Source organism: Pseudomonas sp. NPDC089752 (assembly GCF_044748725.1).
Taxonomy (GTDB): Bacteria; Pseudomonadota; Gammaproteobacteria; order Pseudomonadales; family Pseudomonadaceae; genus Aquipseudomonas.
This window is the reverse complement of sequence record NZ_JBIVGP010000013.1, coordinates 136,856-153,487: the sequence shown is the minus strand read 5'-3', so window position 1 is coordinate 153,487 and position 16,632 is coordinate 136,856. Positions and strand designations below refer to the sequence as shown.

General features: G+C 54.0%; 14 protein-coding genes and 1 pseudogene. 7 read left to right on the top strand and 8 right to left on the bottom strand.

Features of this window, described 5'->3' with window-relative positions; translation table 11 throughout:
• The coding region (gene tnpC / locus ACIPZF_RS21155; RefSeq protein ID WP_400802790.1) for an IS66 family transposase at positions 1–1,345 on the top strand (1,345 nt) is incomplete at its 5' end.
• A 43-nt stretch (positions 1,346–1,388) separates the two neighbouring features.
• Here the strand turns inward: tnpC and ACIPZF_RS21150 are convergent.
• Together ACIPZF_RS21150 and ACIPZF_RS21145 are read right to left on the bottom strand one after the other, a co-directional pair.
• A complete protein-coding gene (locus tag ACIPZF_RS21150) occupies positions 1,389–1,874 on the bottom strand; it encodes a hypothetical protein (RefSeq protein WP_400802787.1) in 486 nt (161 codons plus the stop codon).
• Between the two features lie 585 nt (positions 1,875–2,459).
• Positions 2,460–2,771, bottom strand: a complete 312-nt coding sequence (locus ACIPZF_RS21145; RefSeq protein WP_346612740.1) for a hypothetical protein — start codon at positions 2,769–2,771, stop codon at positions 2,460–2,462.
• A 324-nt stretch (positions 2,772–3,095) separates the two neighbouring features.
• On the opposite strand from ACIPZF_RS21145, the gene ACIPZF_RS21140 reads away from it, so the two are divergent.
• The gene (locus ACIPZF_RS21140) at positions 3,096–4,019 is read left to right on the top strand and encodes a hypothetical protein (RefSeq protein ID WP_400802784.1); all 924 of its coding nucleotides are present in this window, start codon (positions 3,096–3,098) and stop codon (positions 4,017–4,019) included.
• Between the two features lie 204 nt (positions 4,020–4,223).
• Positions 4,224–4,487, top strand: a complete 264-nt coding sequence (locus ACIPZF_RS21135; protein ID WP_346612742.1) for a hypothetical protein — start codon at positions 4,224–4,226, stop codon at positions 4,485–4,487.
• Positions 4,488–4,619: 132 nt separating this feature from the next.
• Here the strand turns inward: ACIPZF_RS21135 and ACIPZF_RS21130 are convergent, their stop codons facing one another.
• The 4 genes from ACIPZF_RS21130 to ACIPZF_RS21115 form a co-directional block, all read right to left on the bottom strand.
• On the bottom strand, positions 4,620–4,748 hold the full coding sequence (locus ACIPZF_RS21130) for a hypothetical protein (protein WP_003253468.1): 129 nt from the start codon (positions 4,746–4,748) through the stop codon (positions 4,620–4,622).
• Between the two features lie 285 nt (positions 4,749–5,033).
• A complete protein-coding gene (locus ACIPZF_RS21125; RefSeq protein WP_049696546.1) occupies positions 5,034–5,576 on the bottom strand; it encodes a hypothetical protein in 543 nt (180 codons plus the stop codon).
• Between the two features lie 185 nt (positions 5,577–5,761).
• Positions 5,762–7,159 carry a hypothetical protein gene (locus ACIPZF_RS21120; RefSeq protein ID WP_400802781.1) on the bottom strand — a complete coding sequence of 466 codons (1,398 nt, stop codon included), beginning with the start codon at positions 7,157–7,159 and terminating at the stop codon, positions 5,762–5,764.
• Between the two features lie 80 nt (positions 7,160–7,239).
• The gene (locus ACIPZF_RS21115) at positions 7,240–7,641 is read right to left on the bottom strand and encodes a hypothetical protein (RefSeq protein ID WP_400802779.1); all 402 of its coding nucleotides are present in this window, start codon (positions 7,639–7,641) and stop codon (positions 7,240–7,242) included.
• A gap of 313 nt (positions 7,642–7,954) precedes the next feature.
• On the opposite strand from ACIPZF_RS21115, the gene ACIPZF_RS21110 reads away from it, so the two are divergent.
• Both ACIPZF_RS21110 and ACIPZF_RS21105 read left to right on the top strand, forming a co-directional pair.
• On the top strand, positions 7,955–8,998 hold the full coding sequence (locus tag ACIPZF_RS21110; RefSeq protein WP_346612745.1) for an ATP-binding protein: 1,044 nt from the start codon (positions 7,955–7,957) through the stop codon (positions 8,996–8,998).
• On the top strand, positions 8,962–11,436 hold the full coding sequence (locus ACIPZF_RS21105) for a S8 family peptidase (protein ID WP_400802776.1): 2,475 nt from the start codon (positions 8,962–8,964) through the stop codon (positions 11,434–11,436). The genes ACIPZF_RS21110 and ACIPZF_RS21105 overlap by 37 nt, the downstream gene beginning before the upstream one ends.
• A gap of 107 nt (positions 11,437–11,543) precedes the next feature.
• Here the strand turns inward: ACIPZF_RS21105 and ACIPZF_RS21100 are convergent.
• Positions 11,544–11,902 (bottom strand): annotated as a pseudogene (locus tag ACIPZF_RS21100) (hypothetical protein).
• Positions 11,903–12,387: 485 nt separating this feature from the next.
• Between ACIPZF_RS21100 and ACIPZF_RS21095 the strand changes: the two are divergent.
• Entirely contained in the window at positions 12,388–13,413 is a 1,026-nt protein-coding gene (locus tag ACIPZF_RS21095) for a hypothetical protein (RefSeq protein ID WP_400802774.1), read from the top strand.
• A gap of 798 nt (positions 13,414–14,211) precedes the next feature.
• Here ACIPZF_RS21095 and ACIPZF_RS21090 read toward each other — a convergent pair.
• Complete coding sequence (locus ACIPZF_RS21090) at positions 14,212–15,504, bottom strand: sigma-54 interaction domain-containing protein (RefSeq protein WP_400802771.1); 1,293 nt, start codon at positions 15,502–15,504, stop codon at positions 14,212–14,214.
• A 222-nt stretch (positions 15,505–15,726) separates the two neighbouring features.
• Between ACIPZF_RS21090 and ACIPZF_RS21085 the strand changes: the two genes are divergently transcribed.
• Positions 15,727–16,611 carry an MBL fold metallo-hydrolase gene (locus ACIPZF_RS21085; RefSeq protein ID WP_400802768.1) on the top strand — a complete coding sequence of 295 codons (885 nt, stop codon included), beginning with the start codon at positions 15,727–15,729 and terminating at the stop codon, positions 16,609–16,611.
• Positions 16,612–16,632 lie beyond the last annotated feature (21 nt).

Here is a 16,632-nt window from a genome sequence, read left to right as displayed (position 1 = left end):
AATCAGTCCAGCGCAAGGCAGCTTGCTGGATGACCTGCTCGATACAGACCTTGAAGCTATCGAGGCTGAGCTGAAACAGCTTCTCCCAGCTGCGCAACAGGCCGAACCACGGCAATCCCCGAAACGTGCGCCCTTGCCGCCGCAGTTTCCCCGCACCGTCATTCGCCATGAACCCGAAAACACTCAGTGCGTCTGTGGCTGCCTGCTCCAACGCATCGGCGAAGACGTCAGCGAGAAGTTGGATTACACGCCGGGCGTGTTTACCGTCGAGCAACATGTGCGTGGCAAATGGGCCTGCCGTCAGTGTGAAACTCTGATCCAGGCGCCAGTGCCAGCCCAGGTTATTGACAAAGGTATTCCGACCGCAGGCCTTTTGGCCCACGTGATGGTGGCCAAGTTTGCCGATCACCTGCCGCTGTACCGACAGGAGAAAATCTTTGGTCGCGCCGGACTGGCAATTGCTCGCTCGACCTTGGCCCAGTGGGTCGGACAAACCGGCGTGCGACTCCAGCCGCTGGTCGATGCACTGCGTGAGGCGGTGCTGAACCAGGGCGTGATTCACGCCGACGAAACACCGGTTCAAATGCTTGCGCCAGGCGAGAAGAAAACCCACCGGGCCTACGTCTGGGCCTACAGCACGACGCCGTTTTCGGCGCTCAACGCGGTGGTTTATGACTTCAGCCCAAGCCGTGCCGGGGAACATGCGCGCAACTTCCTAGGTGACTGGAACGGCAAGCTGGTTTGCGATGACTTCGCTGGCTACAAGGCCGGATTTGAGCAAGGCATCACTGAAATCGGCTGCATGGCCCACGCCCGTCGCAAGTTCTTTGATCTGCACGTGGCGAACAAAAGTCAGCTGGCTGAACAGGCACTGCATTCGATCAGCGGCTTGTACGAGGTCGAGCGCCAAGCGCGGGACATGAGCGATGAAGACCGCTGGCGAATACGCCAGGAAATGGCGGTGCCGATCATCAAAACGCTGCATGACTGGATGTTGGCTCAGCGCGACTTGGTGCCCAACGGGTCAGCTACGGCCAAAGCCCTCGATTACAGCCTGAAACGCTGGGTAGCGCTGACGCGCTACCTGGACGATGGGGCTGTGCCCATCGACAACAACCAGGTCGAGAACCAGATACGGCCATGGGCACTCGGGAGATCGAACTGGTTGTTTGCCGGGTCACTGCGCAGCGGCAAACGAGCGGCGGCGATCATGAGTTTGATCCAGTCGGCACGCATGAATGGGCATGATCCGTATGCCTATCTCAAGGATGTGCTGACGCGGCTGCCGACCCAACGGGCCAGTGAGATCGGTCAGTTGCTGCCGCATCAGTGGATGCCGGCCTGATTTACGCAAGGTAAATTCGCCGGACGCTTACGTCTGAGTGTTCTTAGGTCAAATAGAAAGCAAGTACGCGCTCGTACATTGCTGCGTCCTGAGTAATCAGCAACAGGCTAGGACAGGCTCCAAGCAGAGCGTGCGTTGGCTGCAAATCTTCAATTTGTGACCAGAACTCGTCGACCTTATCGGTCTCTCCGAAAGGTTCAAATGTAACAGCGCTACTAAATTTGGCTAGCCTCGCCCTATCAGGTAAGCGGTCAAAGACATACCACTCATCAAAGCCTGGCGTCGGTAATTGACCGATATCCGTAATTATAGGACTGATCGCCAGGTCTCCTACTCGCTGCCACCCACTAGCGATCTCAGCAGCGCTAAGTGTATAGGGCCCGCTATCTGCCCAGGCGATTGCCACATAACGGCCCAGTACGAGCTGAGGAAGCTGGTGAATGACGTCGCCCAGGTTAACGTCGCATCCGGCATTCCAGTCGAGAGTGCTGTAGCCGGCACGCGCCCCCGTGTGCAGTTCAGCTGTCATAAACAATCCTTTGAGTAACAACGATGGAGCAGGTGTGGCGACCTGCCGTTTGGCAGGATAGACCGTCTTTAGCGTCACCCGCACCGTAAGCTTATGGGCAAAATTCTACCGCAGGTCAGCGGGGCATCCATTGAAGGAGCAAGGTGACTTCTACAGACGCTTACACTGCAGGCGGCTTCTGGCACGACGTAAATCGTGGTGCGCCCCGAATGCGAATTCCCATTCTGGGGCGTGACGAAATTTTCTGCGGGTGGTGGTGACACACAGTTTATGCGCATTAAATAGAGGTCCACTTCAAAAAATAGACTCCAAAATGCGTAACGCTCTCGTTTCAATCTCAGTGAACACCATCGCGAGCCTCCTGACTGCGCTCGTGCTTCACTGGATCACTCCCCCTCTTACTGACCCGTCGATTCGACTAATCACTGTGTCAAGCTGCGCATCCCAAAGCGCTGCGTAGCTGAGTGATCTGTAAGCGTCCGGTCAAGTCACCTTCCGAACTCCAGCATTAAGGGAGATGGTGTCTGTGTATCTTCAAGCGGGCGCGATCACCTTTGTCGTCAGGATTTTCATGCGTCAACGAAGCTATCGGCTCCCGGCGTCACCGAAATAATCATCCTTTGCGACCAGACCAAGATCATCGATGAAATCCTGGCCATCCTCGCTGAACAGATTTTGAGTCCGCCGCTCCTGCTTGAGGTAAGCCAATGTTTGGAAGAAGCAATCCTCACACAGGTGCAGTTCATAGCGCTCCCCATCATGGGCAGTACCATAGCCCCAGTGTGCTTGTAGGGCGCCGAACTGATTCCCGCCAGTATCCAAGCGGGTGGAGCAACGGCATACATCGCACACGACGTCTATAACGGTCTCGACTTCGACTCTTCCGGTTATTTTCATCGCTGACTCCTACAAGCGCCTCTGACTTTCGCGTTCAGCATGCTACCTCCAGGACGGAGCGTAGGCTTGCCATTGTAGTCTCCATTGTGTGAATCCATAGCCGTTCTTTACCGGTCATGATCATGGAATGTAGTGGTCACTTCCATGCCAATGGCTACTCAGATCAAAGTGATCTGGCCTTTAGGGCCCGCGCAGGTCGGTCAGGCATGCTTTGGGCGGGCTTCAAACCAGTGGGTGACCACCAAAAGGGTCAGTTAGGCCTACTGCTGCCTATCCTCGCTCGTTACCATCCAGAGACCCTCTATTGATACGGTTTCAGCAAAGATGGATGTCTATAAGCTCCGCATCGAAGACACAGAAAGCAAGATCATCGACAAGGAAGGTTTCGAGGCCGAGACCTTCCGCAGAGATCCGTGGTACCAGCCTGGGAGTGCGGGCAAGCTAGCTCAGTTTGCTGTATGCCCGGCATGCGACAACCCTGTCCAGCTGGTTGGGCTGTATGAGCTACCGCCTAACGTGAAGAACCCATTCGGGAAACATGCTACTAAGAGCATTCGCGGCATCGCTCCATTTGATAGTGAGGCCCGTAACGATTGCCCGTACTTCCAGCCTCGCCAGCACAAGAAAACAGAACGAAAAACCAGGTTTGACGGCGTCCCGCGGAAGATTCTCAAGCTATTGATCGAACAGTTCGATCGCGTGGTTTACATCCTGGAGAAAGAGACCCAACTGGTCCTTTCCGAGAACGCGTTGAGAGGCATGCTGCAGCGTTACAAGGGAGAGCGTGGCTACCTCTATACCGGCGCGACGCTTCGCAATGTGCCATGGATCTTTGCTTACATGTCGGACGCCACCCGCCTGTTTGGCCAGAAGGTCAGTGGAAATGCTGAGCTGGTGAAAGCTATTGCCGCTGAGGTGCCGGGGGCGGAAATCAGCAGCGCTGGTCGGCTGGAATCGAAGAAGGTGCCTGGTTCGAAGGCGGCATATTTTGATCTCAAAATGAGTTTCATCCGCCATCGAATCGTCAAAGACAGTGAAGTGTCCGGCTTGGTCGAAAGCATGGAGTTTGTGGTGTCACAGCCTCGCAGAGGTGAGCTTGAGCACATTCACAAGGAAGTCATCAAATTCGATTCGGCTTGGTTCGAATCCCTTATCCGGATGCCGGTTGATCATCCTTATCGCAGAATGGATAGAGTGAAGATGGCCCGGGAGGAACTGGGCGATCTGCTGGAGCTGACTCAAGCCTGAGGAGGCCTGCTGTAAACCACTTTTTTCACTGTAAACCACAGTGGTTTACAGTGAAAAAAATGGTTTACAACGTAGCTACGACACGCGCCCTGGCCACTCCCCAGGCCAGCGCGCTCCTCATTGATTCGTTCTGCCGGGTGTCGAACACCTGTGCTGCTCGGGGCCTTGCAACGCCGCGGTGTCCTATAATTCATCTTGAGCTGAATGGAGCAAAATGTTGTGAAGCGCACATTCATTGGAATGGTCGAGGCTGGTGAGCCACTGATGAGACAAGCGCTTGAAGCTATCCGACAGGCCCACGAAGCGGAGGATGCTGGATTGCCAGACCTTGAAGTACAGCGTCTTCACCTATTGGCAGATTCGCTGTACCAGGCTGTCATTGATCGCAGAATCACAATTTCGGGCTGTCAGCGAGTATCAGCTCAACGCTCTGGGATATCAGTCTCGTCGTCCGCACTGAAGGGATAACCGATCCGGAGGTAGCTTCAGAATCCATCAAGCCAAGCGGAAGACTCACGACGCGGTCCGATTGATCAGCGAGACGGTCGGGAGGGTTTGCACACAGCCCAAAAAAAGCAGCTCCCGAGAGCTGCTTTTTTCTTACTCCCCCTTTTTGTGCTTGTGGGGTTTCAGGTCCGGATGGTCCTTCTGCTTTTCAGGGGTGACTCGCTGCCTTTTGTCCGGAGTGCCATCTTCATTGGTGCGCTTTGGGCCTGGTTTGATGCTCATGCAAAACTTCCTTTTCCGCTTGGGTTGTTGAATGCAGCTATGTAAATAGTCCAGCTTCTCTCAGCTGTCAAAGCAGGCTGGTGCAGAACCGCCTGGCCGATGATCCGGTCCACAACGAACATTCAGAGGCCAGAATAAGAGCCTCCGGCCAAGGGCTTGCAAGGGGCTGTGAAATCCAGCGCTGAGCGATACGAAGACGTCTGAACGTTCATCATGCCGAGCACGGTGTGAAACAGGTAAGAGTTCAGCAGATCGAGCGTCTACTGAGCGCCAGAGGCGGAATAGTCACAGCCTGGTGGTTGAACGCGGTACAGCTGGTGTACGCAGAGCTGGACTCATTGTTTTTTGAATGGCGCATTGCAGCACATAGAAATATAAAATCCCGGAAGAAAATACGATTGCGGACAGGGAAACCATTTCTGAATCTAAGACCCCAGAAATCATATACTGCTTAATCGTGACAGATCCCAGGATGATTCCAGTGCAGTACATGACCCCTGTGAACTGGTTTCCCAAAAAACTTAGGATACCGCTGAAAGCATTATTCGCACTCAGTAGAACTGCTTTCAGAATTGTCCACCCAAGAAGTGGCAGAAAAGCCTTAATCATGAAGGCGAATAACATCGATGATGCGAATAGTTTTATCGGCGTTTCTGCCCACGGCTTGATGGTACCGTCTATTTCAACCCCGGTATACAAGATCACATTAAGAACAAGTGCCATGACGGTGCATATGCCGAGGCGTATCATTTCCCGCTTTAGTGGGGCCATCATTATCACGGCGTGAATCTTGCGTCCGATGAATCGGTTTAGTCCTTGGGTCGACATTTCTCTTCCTATGTTTTCGGGGATGACACTGTTGTAACGTTGTAAGAAGGTCACCCTTTTACCCGAAGAGAGGTGACGCTTCAACGGTTGTGGATTGCGCAGGGGGTCATGTCCTTCCCTTACTGGTAGCTTGCTGAGTAATCCTCATCTACCTGCGTGGCAAAGATGCGTCCACCCCGTCGCCGTCAGAGCTCGGGAGGACTGGCTGCTGTCAGTAACTCATCAAGTGACGGAACCTTAGCGTTAGCACTCAGGACGAGTGTCCTGGATCGGAGTATGGATACATCATAGAAAGATTCGCACTCGACTCTTCCATTCACTTCTCTCCAGTGGGTGACTTCTGGTATCAGCTCGTTAGGCACCGGATGTAATGCCATAGGGTTATGGAAGACCTCCACTTCAGCAGACCACGGCTCGTAGCCATACTGCGGCCAGAGCTCACCGTAATCGCTGGACGCTACATCCAACAAAAATGGGATACCTTGTGATGCACCTGGAGAACGGTCGAAAAACTCACCAAACCGCAAGTATCGGTACCCGTCTAGATCAGCTCCACCTGAAATCGGCACTCGGCTGAGCTTTGGGACTGTGCAGGCATTGGTGAAAATGACCGCTGAAAGATGGGCATTTTCCCTTAGCGTAAATAGGCCGTTGGGGCGCCCTGATAGCAGAGATGTCTCTTCCTCCACAGTTATCAGCTGCATTCCACGATGCGCAGATGAGTGAACTGAAAAGCCATAGAGATAGCTGATGAGTGACTCCCTGCTCCACAGCATTGAACTGGGCGCATGGAAATCGGCTAAGGCCAGAATGAGCGGCTTACCCTCCACGTGCGGTAGGGATTCGTAACGCTTGTCCAATTTGTTTTGGATGGTCCTCGCAAACCTTTCTGCAGCCGCTCCAAAGAAGCGCTCATGTCGGTCAGCGGGTGGGAGGACCGGCGAGGCGCCAAAATGCTCATACCGCTCTTCCGGGTTGGCTGTCACTGCTTCAACCCAGGCCTCATCTCCCAGCCTATTCTCGATATGAAAATCGGGTGATTCTTTAGGCTGGGTGACCAAGAGTCCCTGCTCACGAAAAATCGCTAATAGGTGGGCCTCCCAAAGGCGGGTGTGAAAATTCTCAGTCTGGCAATCGGGAACCCAATTTCTGTCTGGGGATGGCAGTGCGAGATACAGTTGATTGAGCGCCCACGCCCCAATACGGCGGCTTGGATCAAATAGTGATTTGAACACCACGCTTGGTGTGCGCTTACCCATTCTGCTTAGAGGAGCACGTCGTCGTTCGCCTGAGGGGAGTGGAAGCGGATGGGCTTGGGTATTGAGAAAATGGCTGATTGAGGCGCGGGCTTCGGACTCGCGAGCGGTGCACTCACCATGGCTGAGGAGCACCCACACGCTATCGACACGACGCCGTAAGATGACTACTCCGAAGCTGCCGGACTGGATATTTCGGGTTAGAGCGGCACAAGAAAGTCCGTCCTCACTAAGCCATGCCCCTACTGGCGGGCTGTCCCCAAACCCCAACCCTCGTGGAAGCGACAAAGCGATTAGATCGAACATCGGCGCAGCAATTTCTTTCATTCACTGATCTCGGCAGCCGTGAAATGCATTCCTTCATTGCCTCGGAGCGTGCCCGCCGGCGATGGCATCGGTGGAGGTACCTATTGAAGGAGGGGGCTTTGCTCCACCAGGACGTCTCGGTTGGTGAAGATGGTCTCAATGGTTGCAGCCTCGGCAGCCACATGAGTCTTGCGCGTAATCTCTTCGAGGGCCAGTTCGAGCCGGTAGTCTTGGAAATACTCGTACAGCTTTTCAGAGCTCTCGGATATCTCCTCCCCACCATTCTTTGCGAACAAGATGTGGATGATCGCTGCGAGTGGGAGGGAGATGTCGAGATTCTTCTCTTCTGCATCCGACTCCGAGTTCAAACCGTCGAAATACCTCTCCAGATGATTCTGGAGCTCCTCAAGCCAGAACTGAGATAGGTTGCTAGGTAGGGAGCTTTCAGGCCCGGCCAAAAGGACTTCATCTCTGAATCGAACCAGCAGATTGGGGTTTGCCATGGAGGACCTCACGATTAGATTTGAGAGCAACTGGTCAGCATAGTCCACCTCAAAATGACCAGCTCCTTGACGCCTATCCTGGTGCTCCTGATCCTCAGACGAGGTCTGAATGGGGGCGATCCCTCAAACTCAAATCAGGACACCGCTCATAGGAATGGAGTCGTCTCCCTTGACTCTAACTGCTACCATGGTGGCATAACGTAATCCTGCTTTGGCGAGCAGGATGCGAGTCATTGAGTCCCTCCTATCCTGAGCACCGCGTCGTCGCCATAGCCACGGATTGGGCATTTTTTGCAGAGATCAGGTAACAGAAATGGCCAGCGCCGAACAGCTCAAAGCGCTCGTGAAATCTCACATCGAACGGGATGACAGTCAGTTCTATTCCGTAGCGATGCAGGTTGCCGCGCGCGAAGCTAAATCGGGCCATGGCAAGCTGGCGACCGATCTGCGCGACATGATTGATGCTGCCAAAAGCAGTGTGAGTCTGGAAGGTCGACGCAATAGCCCTACTCCCCTTGCCAAGCCTCGCGGCGAAATGGCGGGCTTGCTGAGCGTTACCTATCCTAAAGATCGCTTCGTAGAGATGGTTCTCGACGAAACGGCATCTGCTCAGTTGCAACGAGTCTTGAAAGAACAACGAATGTTTTCTCGTCTACGAGAGCATGGGCTTTCTCCTCGCAGGAAGGTGCTGTTGGTAGGCCCCCCAGGGACGGGTAAATCCATGACTGCCTCCGCTCTAGCTGGTGAGCTCGGAGTGCCACTTTTCCTTGTCCGCTTGGACACGCTTATTACCAAGTTTATGGGTGAAACTGCGGCGAAGCTTAGGCAGGTTTTTGATGCCATAGCTGAAGTCCGTGGTGTCTATTTTTTTGATGAGTTCGACGCAATTGGTTCCCAGCGTGGAATGCCAAACGATGTTGGCGAGATCCGACGGGTCCTAAACAGCTTTTTGATGATGATCGAAGAAGACCAATCAAATAGCCTAATCATTGCCGCGACTAATCACCCCGAGATCCTTGACTACGCCTTATTTCGTCGTTTCGATGACGTCATCGAGTATCACTTACCTACTGCTGAACAAGCATCGAGTCTTATTCGTTCGCGGCTTGGCCATTTCGCACCTAAGCCCTTTTCAGCTAAAGCCATTGGGGAGAAGGCTGCTGGCTTGAGCTATGCCGAAATCCGGCGGGCGGTGGATGACGCTATTAAAGATGCCGTTATGCATGATGAAGAACGCGTCAAAGGACAGACGCTGGGCAAGGCATTGATGGACCGCCAACTGCTCAGCCAGAAATTGGCAAAACAACGTAGCAGCGAGCCATGCCGGACAAAAGAAACGCAAAGCGTGAACACTTAATACTGCCAAAAAATTCTAAGCCGAGAGATTTCACGGCACATGCCTCTAAGGGTGGCGTAAAGCCGCAGATCCCAGATTTGCCAAGGCAGCAGCATGGTGCGTCACTTCAGCATCAACTGCACGCATTGAAGCCAATGGCCGAAGCAGCTAAGAACTTTCAACAGGGGATAGATGTTGAAAGCGGCTTGGGCTTGCAAATCCAGTTCATCGGTCAACCCGATGTGGAAATGGCTTTCCAAAGCCTTGGTGATGAGCGCAAGAAAATCGAACTCCTCAGCGTACGCCAAGAGGGAGACCAGACCATTGCCAACGTCTTCGTCCCCGATGGCAAGCTCGACCACTTTGAGAGGATCGTTACGGAGTACCTTCAGGAGAAGAAGGACAAGAACGGTAATCCCCGAGACCACCGTAACCTAGTCAACACGATCGAATCGATTCGCAACGCCGAGTTGGAAGCCTTATGGACAGACGATCCAGATTTGCTGCCGGACGACAAATCAAAAGAGTTTTGGTGGGAGGTGTGGCTTCCGGTACGAGGTGCGCGCCAGGCCGTTATTAACGATTTCACTAAGATCGTCGAAGGTAGTGGATGCGTAGTCAGCGAAGCACGAGCTGATTTTCCCGAACGAACTGTGGTGCTGATGAAAGGTTCACAGCGCCAATTTTCGCAATCGGTGATGGGGCTCAACTGCGTCGCTGAGCTTCGTCGAGCCAAAGAAACCGCAGATAGCTTCGATGACTTGGCCAATGAAGAGCAAATCGAATGGCTGGATGAACTGGTTGCGAGAACTGATTTCCCAGCAATCAATCGTCGCGCTCCTAGAATTTGTTTGCTGGACTCTGGGGTCAATCGCGCTCACCCCTTGCTCAGTCCACTGATCGAGGAAGAGGATACTCACACCGTTAACCCTCAGTGGGGTAAGCACGATGAGGAGAACCACGGCACCGGCATGGCAGCCCTCGCAGCCTATGGCGATCTTACCGACTGCCTGTCATCACTTGAACGTGTGAGCATTCATCATCGGCTTGAGTCGGTGAAGCTTCTTCCAAGCCATGGGGCGAACGAGGGGAACGCACTGCTTCATGCATCGCTTTTTGCTGAAGGGGTGGCGCGACCAGAAATTAGCCACGCGGATCGATCCAGGGTCTTTAATTCAGCAGTTAGCGCCGAGGACTATCGTGACCGCGGTCGCCCATCCTCCTGGTCTTCAAAGCTGGACAGCCTAGCTGCGGATGCCGATAACGAAGGTGAGTTCCCCAGGCTGTTTATCCAATCGGCCGGGAACATTCGCGACATCAACGCCTGGATGCTTTATCCCGCGAGCTTGAGCACCAACCTGATCCATGATCCGGGGCAGGCTTGGAACGCTCTGACAGTGGGTGCCTGTACCCGCAAAATGGACACGAGACTCACGGCCTATGAACCAATAGCGCAAGAAGGTGGGCTCAGCCCCTTTACCACAACTTCTGCTACGTGGGAAAGTGCCTGGCCATTGAAACCGGACGTGGTTTTTGAGGGGGGCAATGCTGCCAAGGACCGATATGGCGCAGCGGGGATGGCGAGCCTTAATTTGCTCACCGCCAAGAATGAGTTCGAGGCAAGACGATTCTGCACCTTTAACGCTACGAGCGCAGCGTCGGCATTGTGCTCACGTATGGCGGCCCAAATTCTGGTTCAGTACCCAGCCTTGCGTCCAGAGACAGTCCGCGCCCTGATTGTTCACTCAGCGGAATGGTCGGAAGCTATGCGTGACGCTTATCTTCCTGCTCGCCCAGTGAAATCGGACTACGTAAACCTTATTCGACATGCCGGCTGGGGAGAACCGAGTCTTGAGCGTGCTCTTTGGAGTGCGAGCAACTCTCTGACCTTGGTGGTGGAAGACCAGCTCTTTCCTTATAAAAAAGGGAAGGGGAAGATCGATACGAAGGAGATGAACCTCCACAACATCCCTTGGCCAAAGGACGAGCTTGAAGCTCTGCAAGGCGCAGAGGTGGAGATGAAGGTCACCCTTTCCTATTTTGTTGAGCCGAATCCCTCTGCTCGCGGCTCCGCGTCCAAGTATCACTACCCATCACACCGCCTACGATTCGATGTTAAGCGGCCTTTGGAAGGGCCTGATGATTTTGTGGGACGCGTAAATGCGGCTGCTGAGCAAGTGAATGAAGGGATGGCGCCCAAGGATCCCGACTGGCTCCTCGGGGGGCAATACAGGCACAAAGGGTCCATTCACCAAGACATTTGGAAAGGCACTGCTGCTGATCTCGCAAGCCGTGGCTTGCTGGCTGTGTTTCCTGGAATGGGCTGGTGGAGAACCCGACCCAATCTCAACCGGTACGCGCTCCCCGCTCGTTACAGCCTGATCATCTCTATCAAAACCCCAGAGACGGACATCGATCTGTATACCGCTGTCGAAAACAAGCTGGCTATCTTGGTTTAAATATCGTTCAAATGGCTCACCGGCCGCTCTGGGTTGATCGCGGTCAGTCGAAACCGGCTGCTTTCGACCCATTGCAGGCGAGAATCACCGCTTCTGCGGTAGATTAGCTAGTCGACAAGCTCAATGTAACTAGACTCGCCCCACCCGTCGCACCGGATAACCATCCCCAAACAAAATGAAGCGTCGTGCGCCCAAGATCGTCTTGGCCAATCTCACCGCGCGACCAGCCAGCAGGGATCTCATCCTCAGTGGTAAGGCAGTGATAAAGAAGCTCGATGGTGTTGCTGCCGGTCACCCGCCCCACTTGACTGCCCATGCGGATCCGGCCGCCGTGGTAAGTGCCGGTGATGGCTCCACCGTCGACGAGATAGTGAAATATCGTTCCACTACCAGATAGCCCTTGGGAGTTGTTGGCTACCGTGAATCGACGGTTGTTCAACCGCTCGTGAATTTCGGAACTAGCCATAAGCCACATGCCCTCACTTGGAAATCCATTTCAGAAGCGCAAAGCCTATACCTAGATGGCTGGGGCTTCTCTCTGAATGTCCGCAATGGGTGGATTGCAATCATCGCGAGTGACCGCTTTCGACCCATAGCGGCCCTTCCCGGAAGACCGCAATCGGCCAAAAACAGTCTTTCGCCCGTCAAGTTTGATAACCGTCTATTCGTAAATGACGGCCATCAGAATCATGCTGCTGTCGTGGGTAGATTTAGTGTGTTTCGGCATCAATTGATCAAAGACCGGTTGCCTTTATGGCTCACTCCAGTCAAATTGCATGCCGCGCGATCCACATAGGGTGGTCAAAAAGCGCGCAAAGACAGATCTTAATGGTGGTTATTGTTCTCGATTCCGTGCCGGGAGGGGTGATTTTCGATGTCGGAAGCAGAAATTCCAAATGGTGACTCTCTCAACTTAGATGGTCTCAACGCTTTCATCGTGAATATGATGCTATGAAGAAGCGTGACGAAGATGAAGAGCTAAAGCAAGCGGCCTTAGAAAAAGAAAGGCAGGCCAGAGTGAAAAATCAACTCGCCAGCGAACTATTTCAACAGAAGATTTTTTCAACACTGACCGTTATTACCTTTGTTGTTACAATTTTTGGAACTGTTTTTACTTTTCGTGAGTCGGTGGTCTACTATTATTTCTATGTGACCTATACTGCGATTCCTGTTTTGCTCGCGATAAGCTTTTTCGCTATTGCCAAGATCTGGATGCGAAAAGACTTGACTGGTAGTGACACCTCTTTCGTTGAGCTAGATAAACGTGCCGAATATAGAGAATTAATCAAGGCGAAGGCTCAAGCACAGGCTCAAATGCGAGCGTTTTCGGAAGAGCTTGCACGCGTTAAGATTGATGCCGTTAACAAATATTCTGGACTTGAGCTAAAGTCTATAAGTGAAGCCAAATCAGCCCCTGTAAAAGATCCAAGCTATGATTTTGTCGAAAATATTCAAGATATAATTTCAAATCTTGATAGTCAAATTCGCTACGCTGAGGAAAAAGCTTCCCGGTTGCTTGAGAGCGGCAGATCGTTCATAAAAATGGGTATTTCATTTTATTTGATTACAATTATTGCTTGGCAATTATATCTGTGGGGGGCTCACATGGAGCTAACGCCAGGGATGATTGTTGGCATGGCGTCGTGCACAATTCTATTCATAACAGTAGAGTTTTTGGGGGCCTGGTTCTTAAAGCAATATCGCCACTATGGGGATTCAGCTTTTGCTTACATGAAGGTACGGTCTATGTACGGAAGGCACCTCTTGGCATACTGTGCTGTGTTTGAGTTCGGTGATGGGGGGGAGGTAGCAAAAAATGATTTGCTTAAAATTCTAGAGAAGTCAGAAGAGTGGCCAGAGCTCAAAGATTTAAATAAGAACGACTTCAATCATATGCTCCAGTCCGTCGAGGCTGTGGGTGTTTTGTTTGAGAAATTAAAGAGTATAAAGAAAAGCAAAAGCGCTGAAGCGTCGTAATGAGTGGCTGAAAGTGAATTTAATTGCTTGAGGCTCTCCAGTTTCTGGTTGGCAAAAAATTATAGGTTCTGATCAGCTAGTCCAGGACTCTGCATTAATTTTTCTCGGCTTCAGTGGGCGCCTGAATCGCCCTTGGATTTGTAGAAATTTCCGAACGGCTGCTTCTGGCTGAATCCTGCCATTCACCAATGGCTGCTTTGGGTCGAAAGCGGTCATTCACGACCGACCGCTTTTGACCCCAAACCCCGGCTGTTGTGAGGAATCTGAGCCTTTCATCGCATGTGATTGAACGAGCTTGCCTCCTCGGGTAACGTCGTATCGGAGGACTGCAATCGCGCATCCGTCGTGACTGGGTACCAGCAAAGGCCCCCCGGCATTTTTGGCAGCAGAGAAAGCTGGTTTCTCTGAAGTAGTGACGACAGGCCTAGCCTGTAGGATTCTGAACCCAAGGTCATTAGACTGGGAGCTAAAGGATCGCTGCGACTACTCCTCGGACATATTGAAAAGGCACCCGTGGGTGCCTTTTTTTGCGCTCGTTGTTGCCGGGGCTGTCAGTACCAAGCTACGTAGAATCGACGCTAAGGTTGCAGATGACGATCTGCCGTTTTGGATGCATCAGCTAATTTGTGAATGCGGTAGGCAATTCTCATTTTTTCTGTGAAATTTCTACTGATGAGTCACAGAATAGATGCAGCTTCAGCTGTAAACACTGGACCGCAGATGTCAGCTTTTCTGTGAGCCTACATCCGGTGTAGATCCACAGCCAATAAAAAGCCCGCGCAAGCGGGCTTTTTAGTCTCAAGTCGCATTCAGCGCCAAGGCTTTCAGACGCCGATACAGCGTGCGCTCACTCATGCCCAGATGGCGCGCCAATTCACTGCGTGGTCCCTGAAATTGCGCCAGCGCCTGTGCCAGATCACTCAAGTCGCGTGGCTTGCTCAAACCGACTGGTTGCGGGCCAATATCCTCTGGCAGATGCTCTGGCCGGATCAGCCCGTCATCGGTAAATAGCCGTGCCCTTTCCAGGATGTTACGCAGCTCGCGGATATTGCCCGGAAACGGGTGCAGCGCCAGTTGCTGCAGCGCGGCGTCGGTCAGGCTAGCGGTCGGCTTGCCGGTCATACGCTGAAACAGGCTCTGTGCAAGCAACGGCAGATCTTCCACCCGCTCACGCAATGCCGGTAGCCGAATCGGAAAACCGCTGATGCGGTAGTACAGGTCTTCACGGAATGTCCCGTCGGCCACCGTTTGCTTCAGCGGTTTGTGGGTTGCGCACACCAGGCGGAAATCCGCGTGCACGGTGCGCGTGCTGCCGACCGGGCGGAAACTGCCGGACTCGATAAGGCGCAGCAATTTGACCTGCATGGCCAACGGCACTTCGCCGATTTCGTCGAGGAACAACGTGCCGCCATGCGCGGCTTCGACCAGGCCGGTCTTGCGCTGGTTGGCGCCGGTGAACGCCCCCTTCTCGTAGCCGAATAACTCACTCTCGAACAGCGACTCGGTCAGGCCGGTGCAGTCGACCACCACCAGTGGGCCATTGGCCCGTGGGCTGCCCATATGGATCGCCCGAGCGAACAGCTCTTTCCCGGTACCGGATTCGCCCTGCAGCAGCACCGGAATCTGCGCGGGTGCCGCACGCTGCAGGCTGGCCAGCGCCGTCTTGAACGCTGGCGCGCGGCCGACCAGGCCCTGTTGGGCAGGCTGTGCGGAAGCCAGGGTTATAGTGGTCAGGCGTTCGACAAAGGCTATCACCCTGCCCTGTTCATCGAGGATTGGCCGCAGTTCCACATCCACATGCTCAGGCCCGCGTGGTGTGTGATGAATGTGCAGCACGCGTTCCGGCAACTTGCTGTCCCAGGCCTTGCGCAGGGGGCAATGCTCGCCGGCCTGATCGCAAGGCACGGCGTAGTGATGGGAAACCCGGTGGCATTTTTCACCCAGCGGCGCCTGATCGTCGCGAGCGAACTGCCGGCGATAAGCAGCATTGGCGGCGAGGATGTTGTAGTCGGTGTCCAGCACGATGCTAGGCAGCGGATCGTGTTCGAGGTAGGAAACCAGAGCTAGGATGAGGGGACGGGATTCAGGCATGACGGCACCGGTGAGTTAACCCGGCGCAGGGTAACAAGGACTGCCAAACACTGCCATTGGCTGACAGTCGACTGCCAGCACAGCTGTCAGCGTGCCGGGCAGGCGCCACTACCCACTGCTTTTGCGGGCCCTGGTCAGGGAAATTGGCTGGCATGCATCTTGATAAACCACCTGTCACTGCCTACGCCTGTACAAGGCGCGGTGGATTATTTGGAGAACGTGATGATCATCGGCAACAACCTTCAGGTGGAAGCCTTCTTCGACGAGGCGACCTCGACCATCAGCTACCTGGTGCTGGATCGTGAGACGCTTCACTGCGCGTTGATCGACAGCGTGCTGGACTACGATCCAAAGTCGGGCCGCACCAACACCGCTTCAGCGGACCGGTTGATCGAACGGGTGCAGGCCCTGGATGCGAAGGTGCAGTGGGTGCTGGAGACCCATGTGCACGCTGACCACCTTTCGGCAGCGGCCTACCTCAAGGAAAAACTCGGCGGGCATACCGCCATCGGCGCCGACATCACCAAGGTGCAGAAGACCTTTGGTGCATTGTTCAATGCCGAGCCAGGCTTTGCCCGCGATGGCAGCCAGTTCGATGTGCTGCTGATGGATGAGGAAGGCTTCTCGATCGGTAACCTGCATGCCCGCGCCTTGCACACGCCGGGGCACACCCCGGCCTGTATGAGTTACCTGGTTACCGATGCGGGTGAACAGGCGCTGTTCGTTGGCGACACCCTGTTCATGCCTGACTACGGCACTGCGCGCTGCGACTTCCCCGGAGCCGACGCGCGCACCTTGTACCAATCGATTCGCCGCTTGCTGGCCTTCCCTGACCAGACCCTGCTGTTCATGTGCCACGACTACCTCCCCGGTGGGCGCGACATGCAATACGTCACCACCGTGGCCGAGCAGCGCGCCAGCAACATCCACATCCATCAAGGCATCGACGAGGACAGCTTCGTGGCCATGCGCGAGGCTCGCGACAAGACGCTCGACATGCCCGTGCTGATCTTGCCCTCGGTGCAGGTCAACATGCGCAGCGGCCACTTCCCGGAGCCTGAAGCAAACGGCGTGAGTTACCTGAAGATCCCGCTGAACAAGCTGTGACCGCCCTGCCCCACATAATTA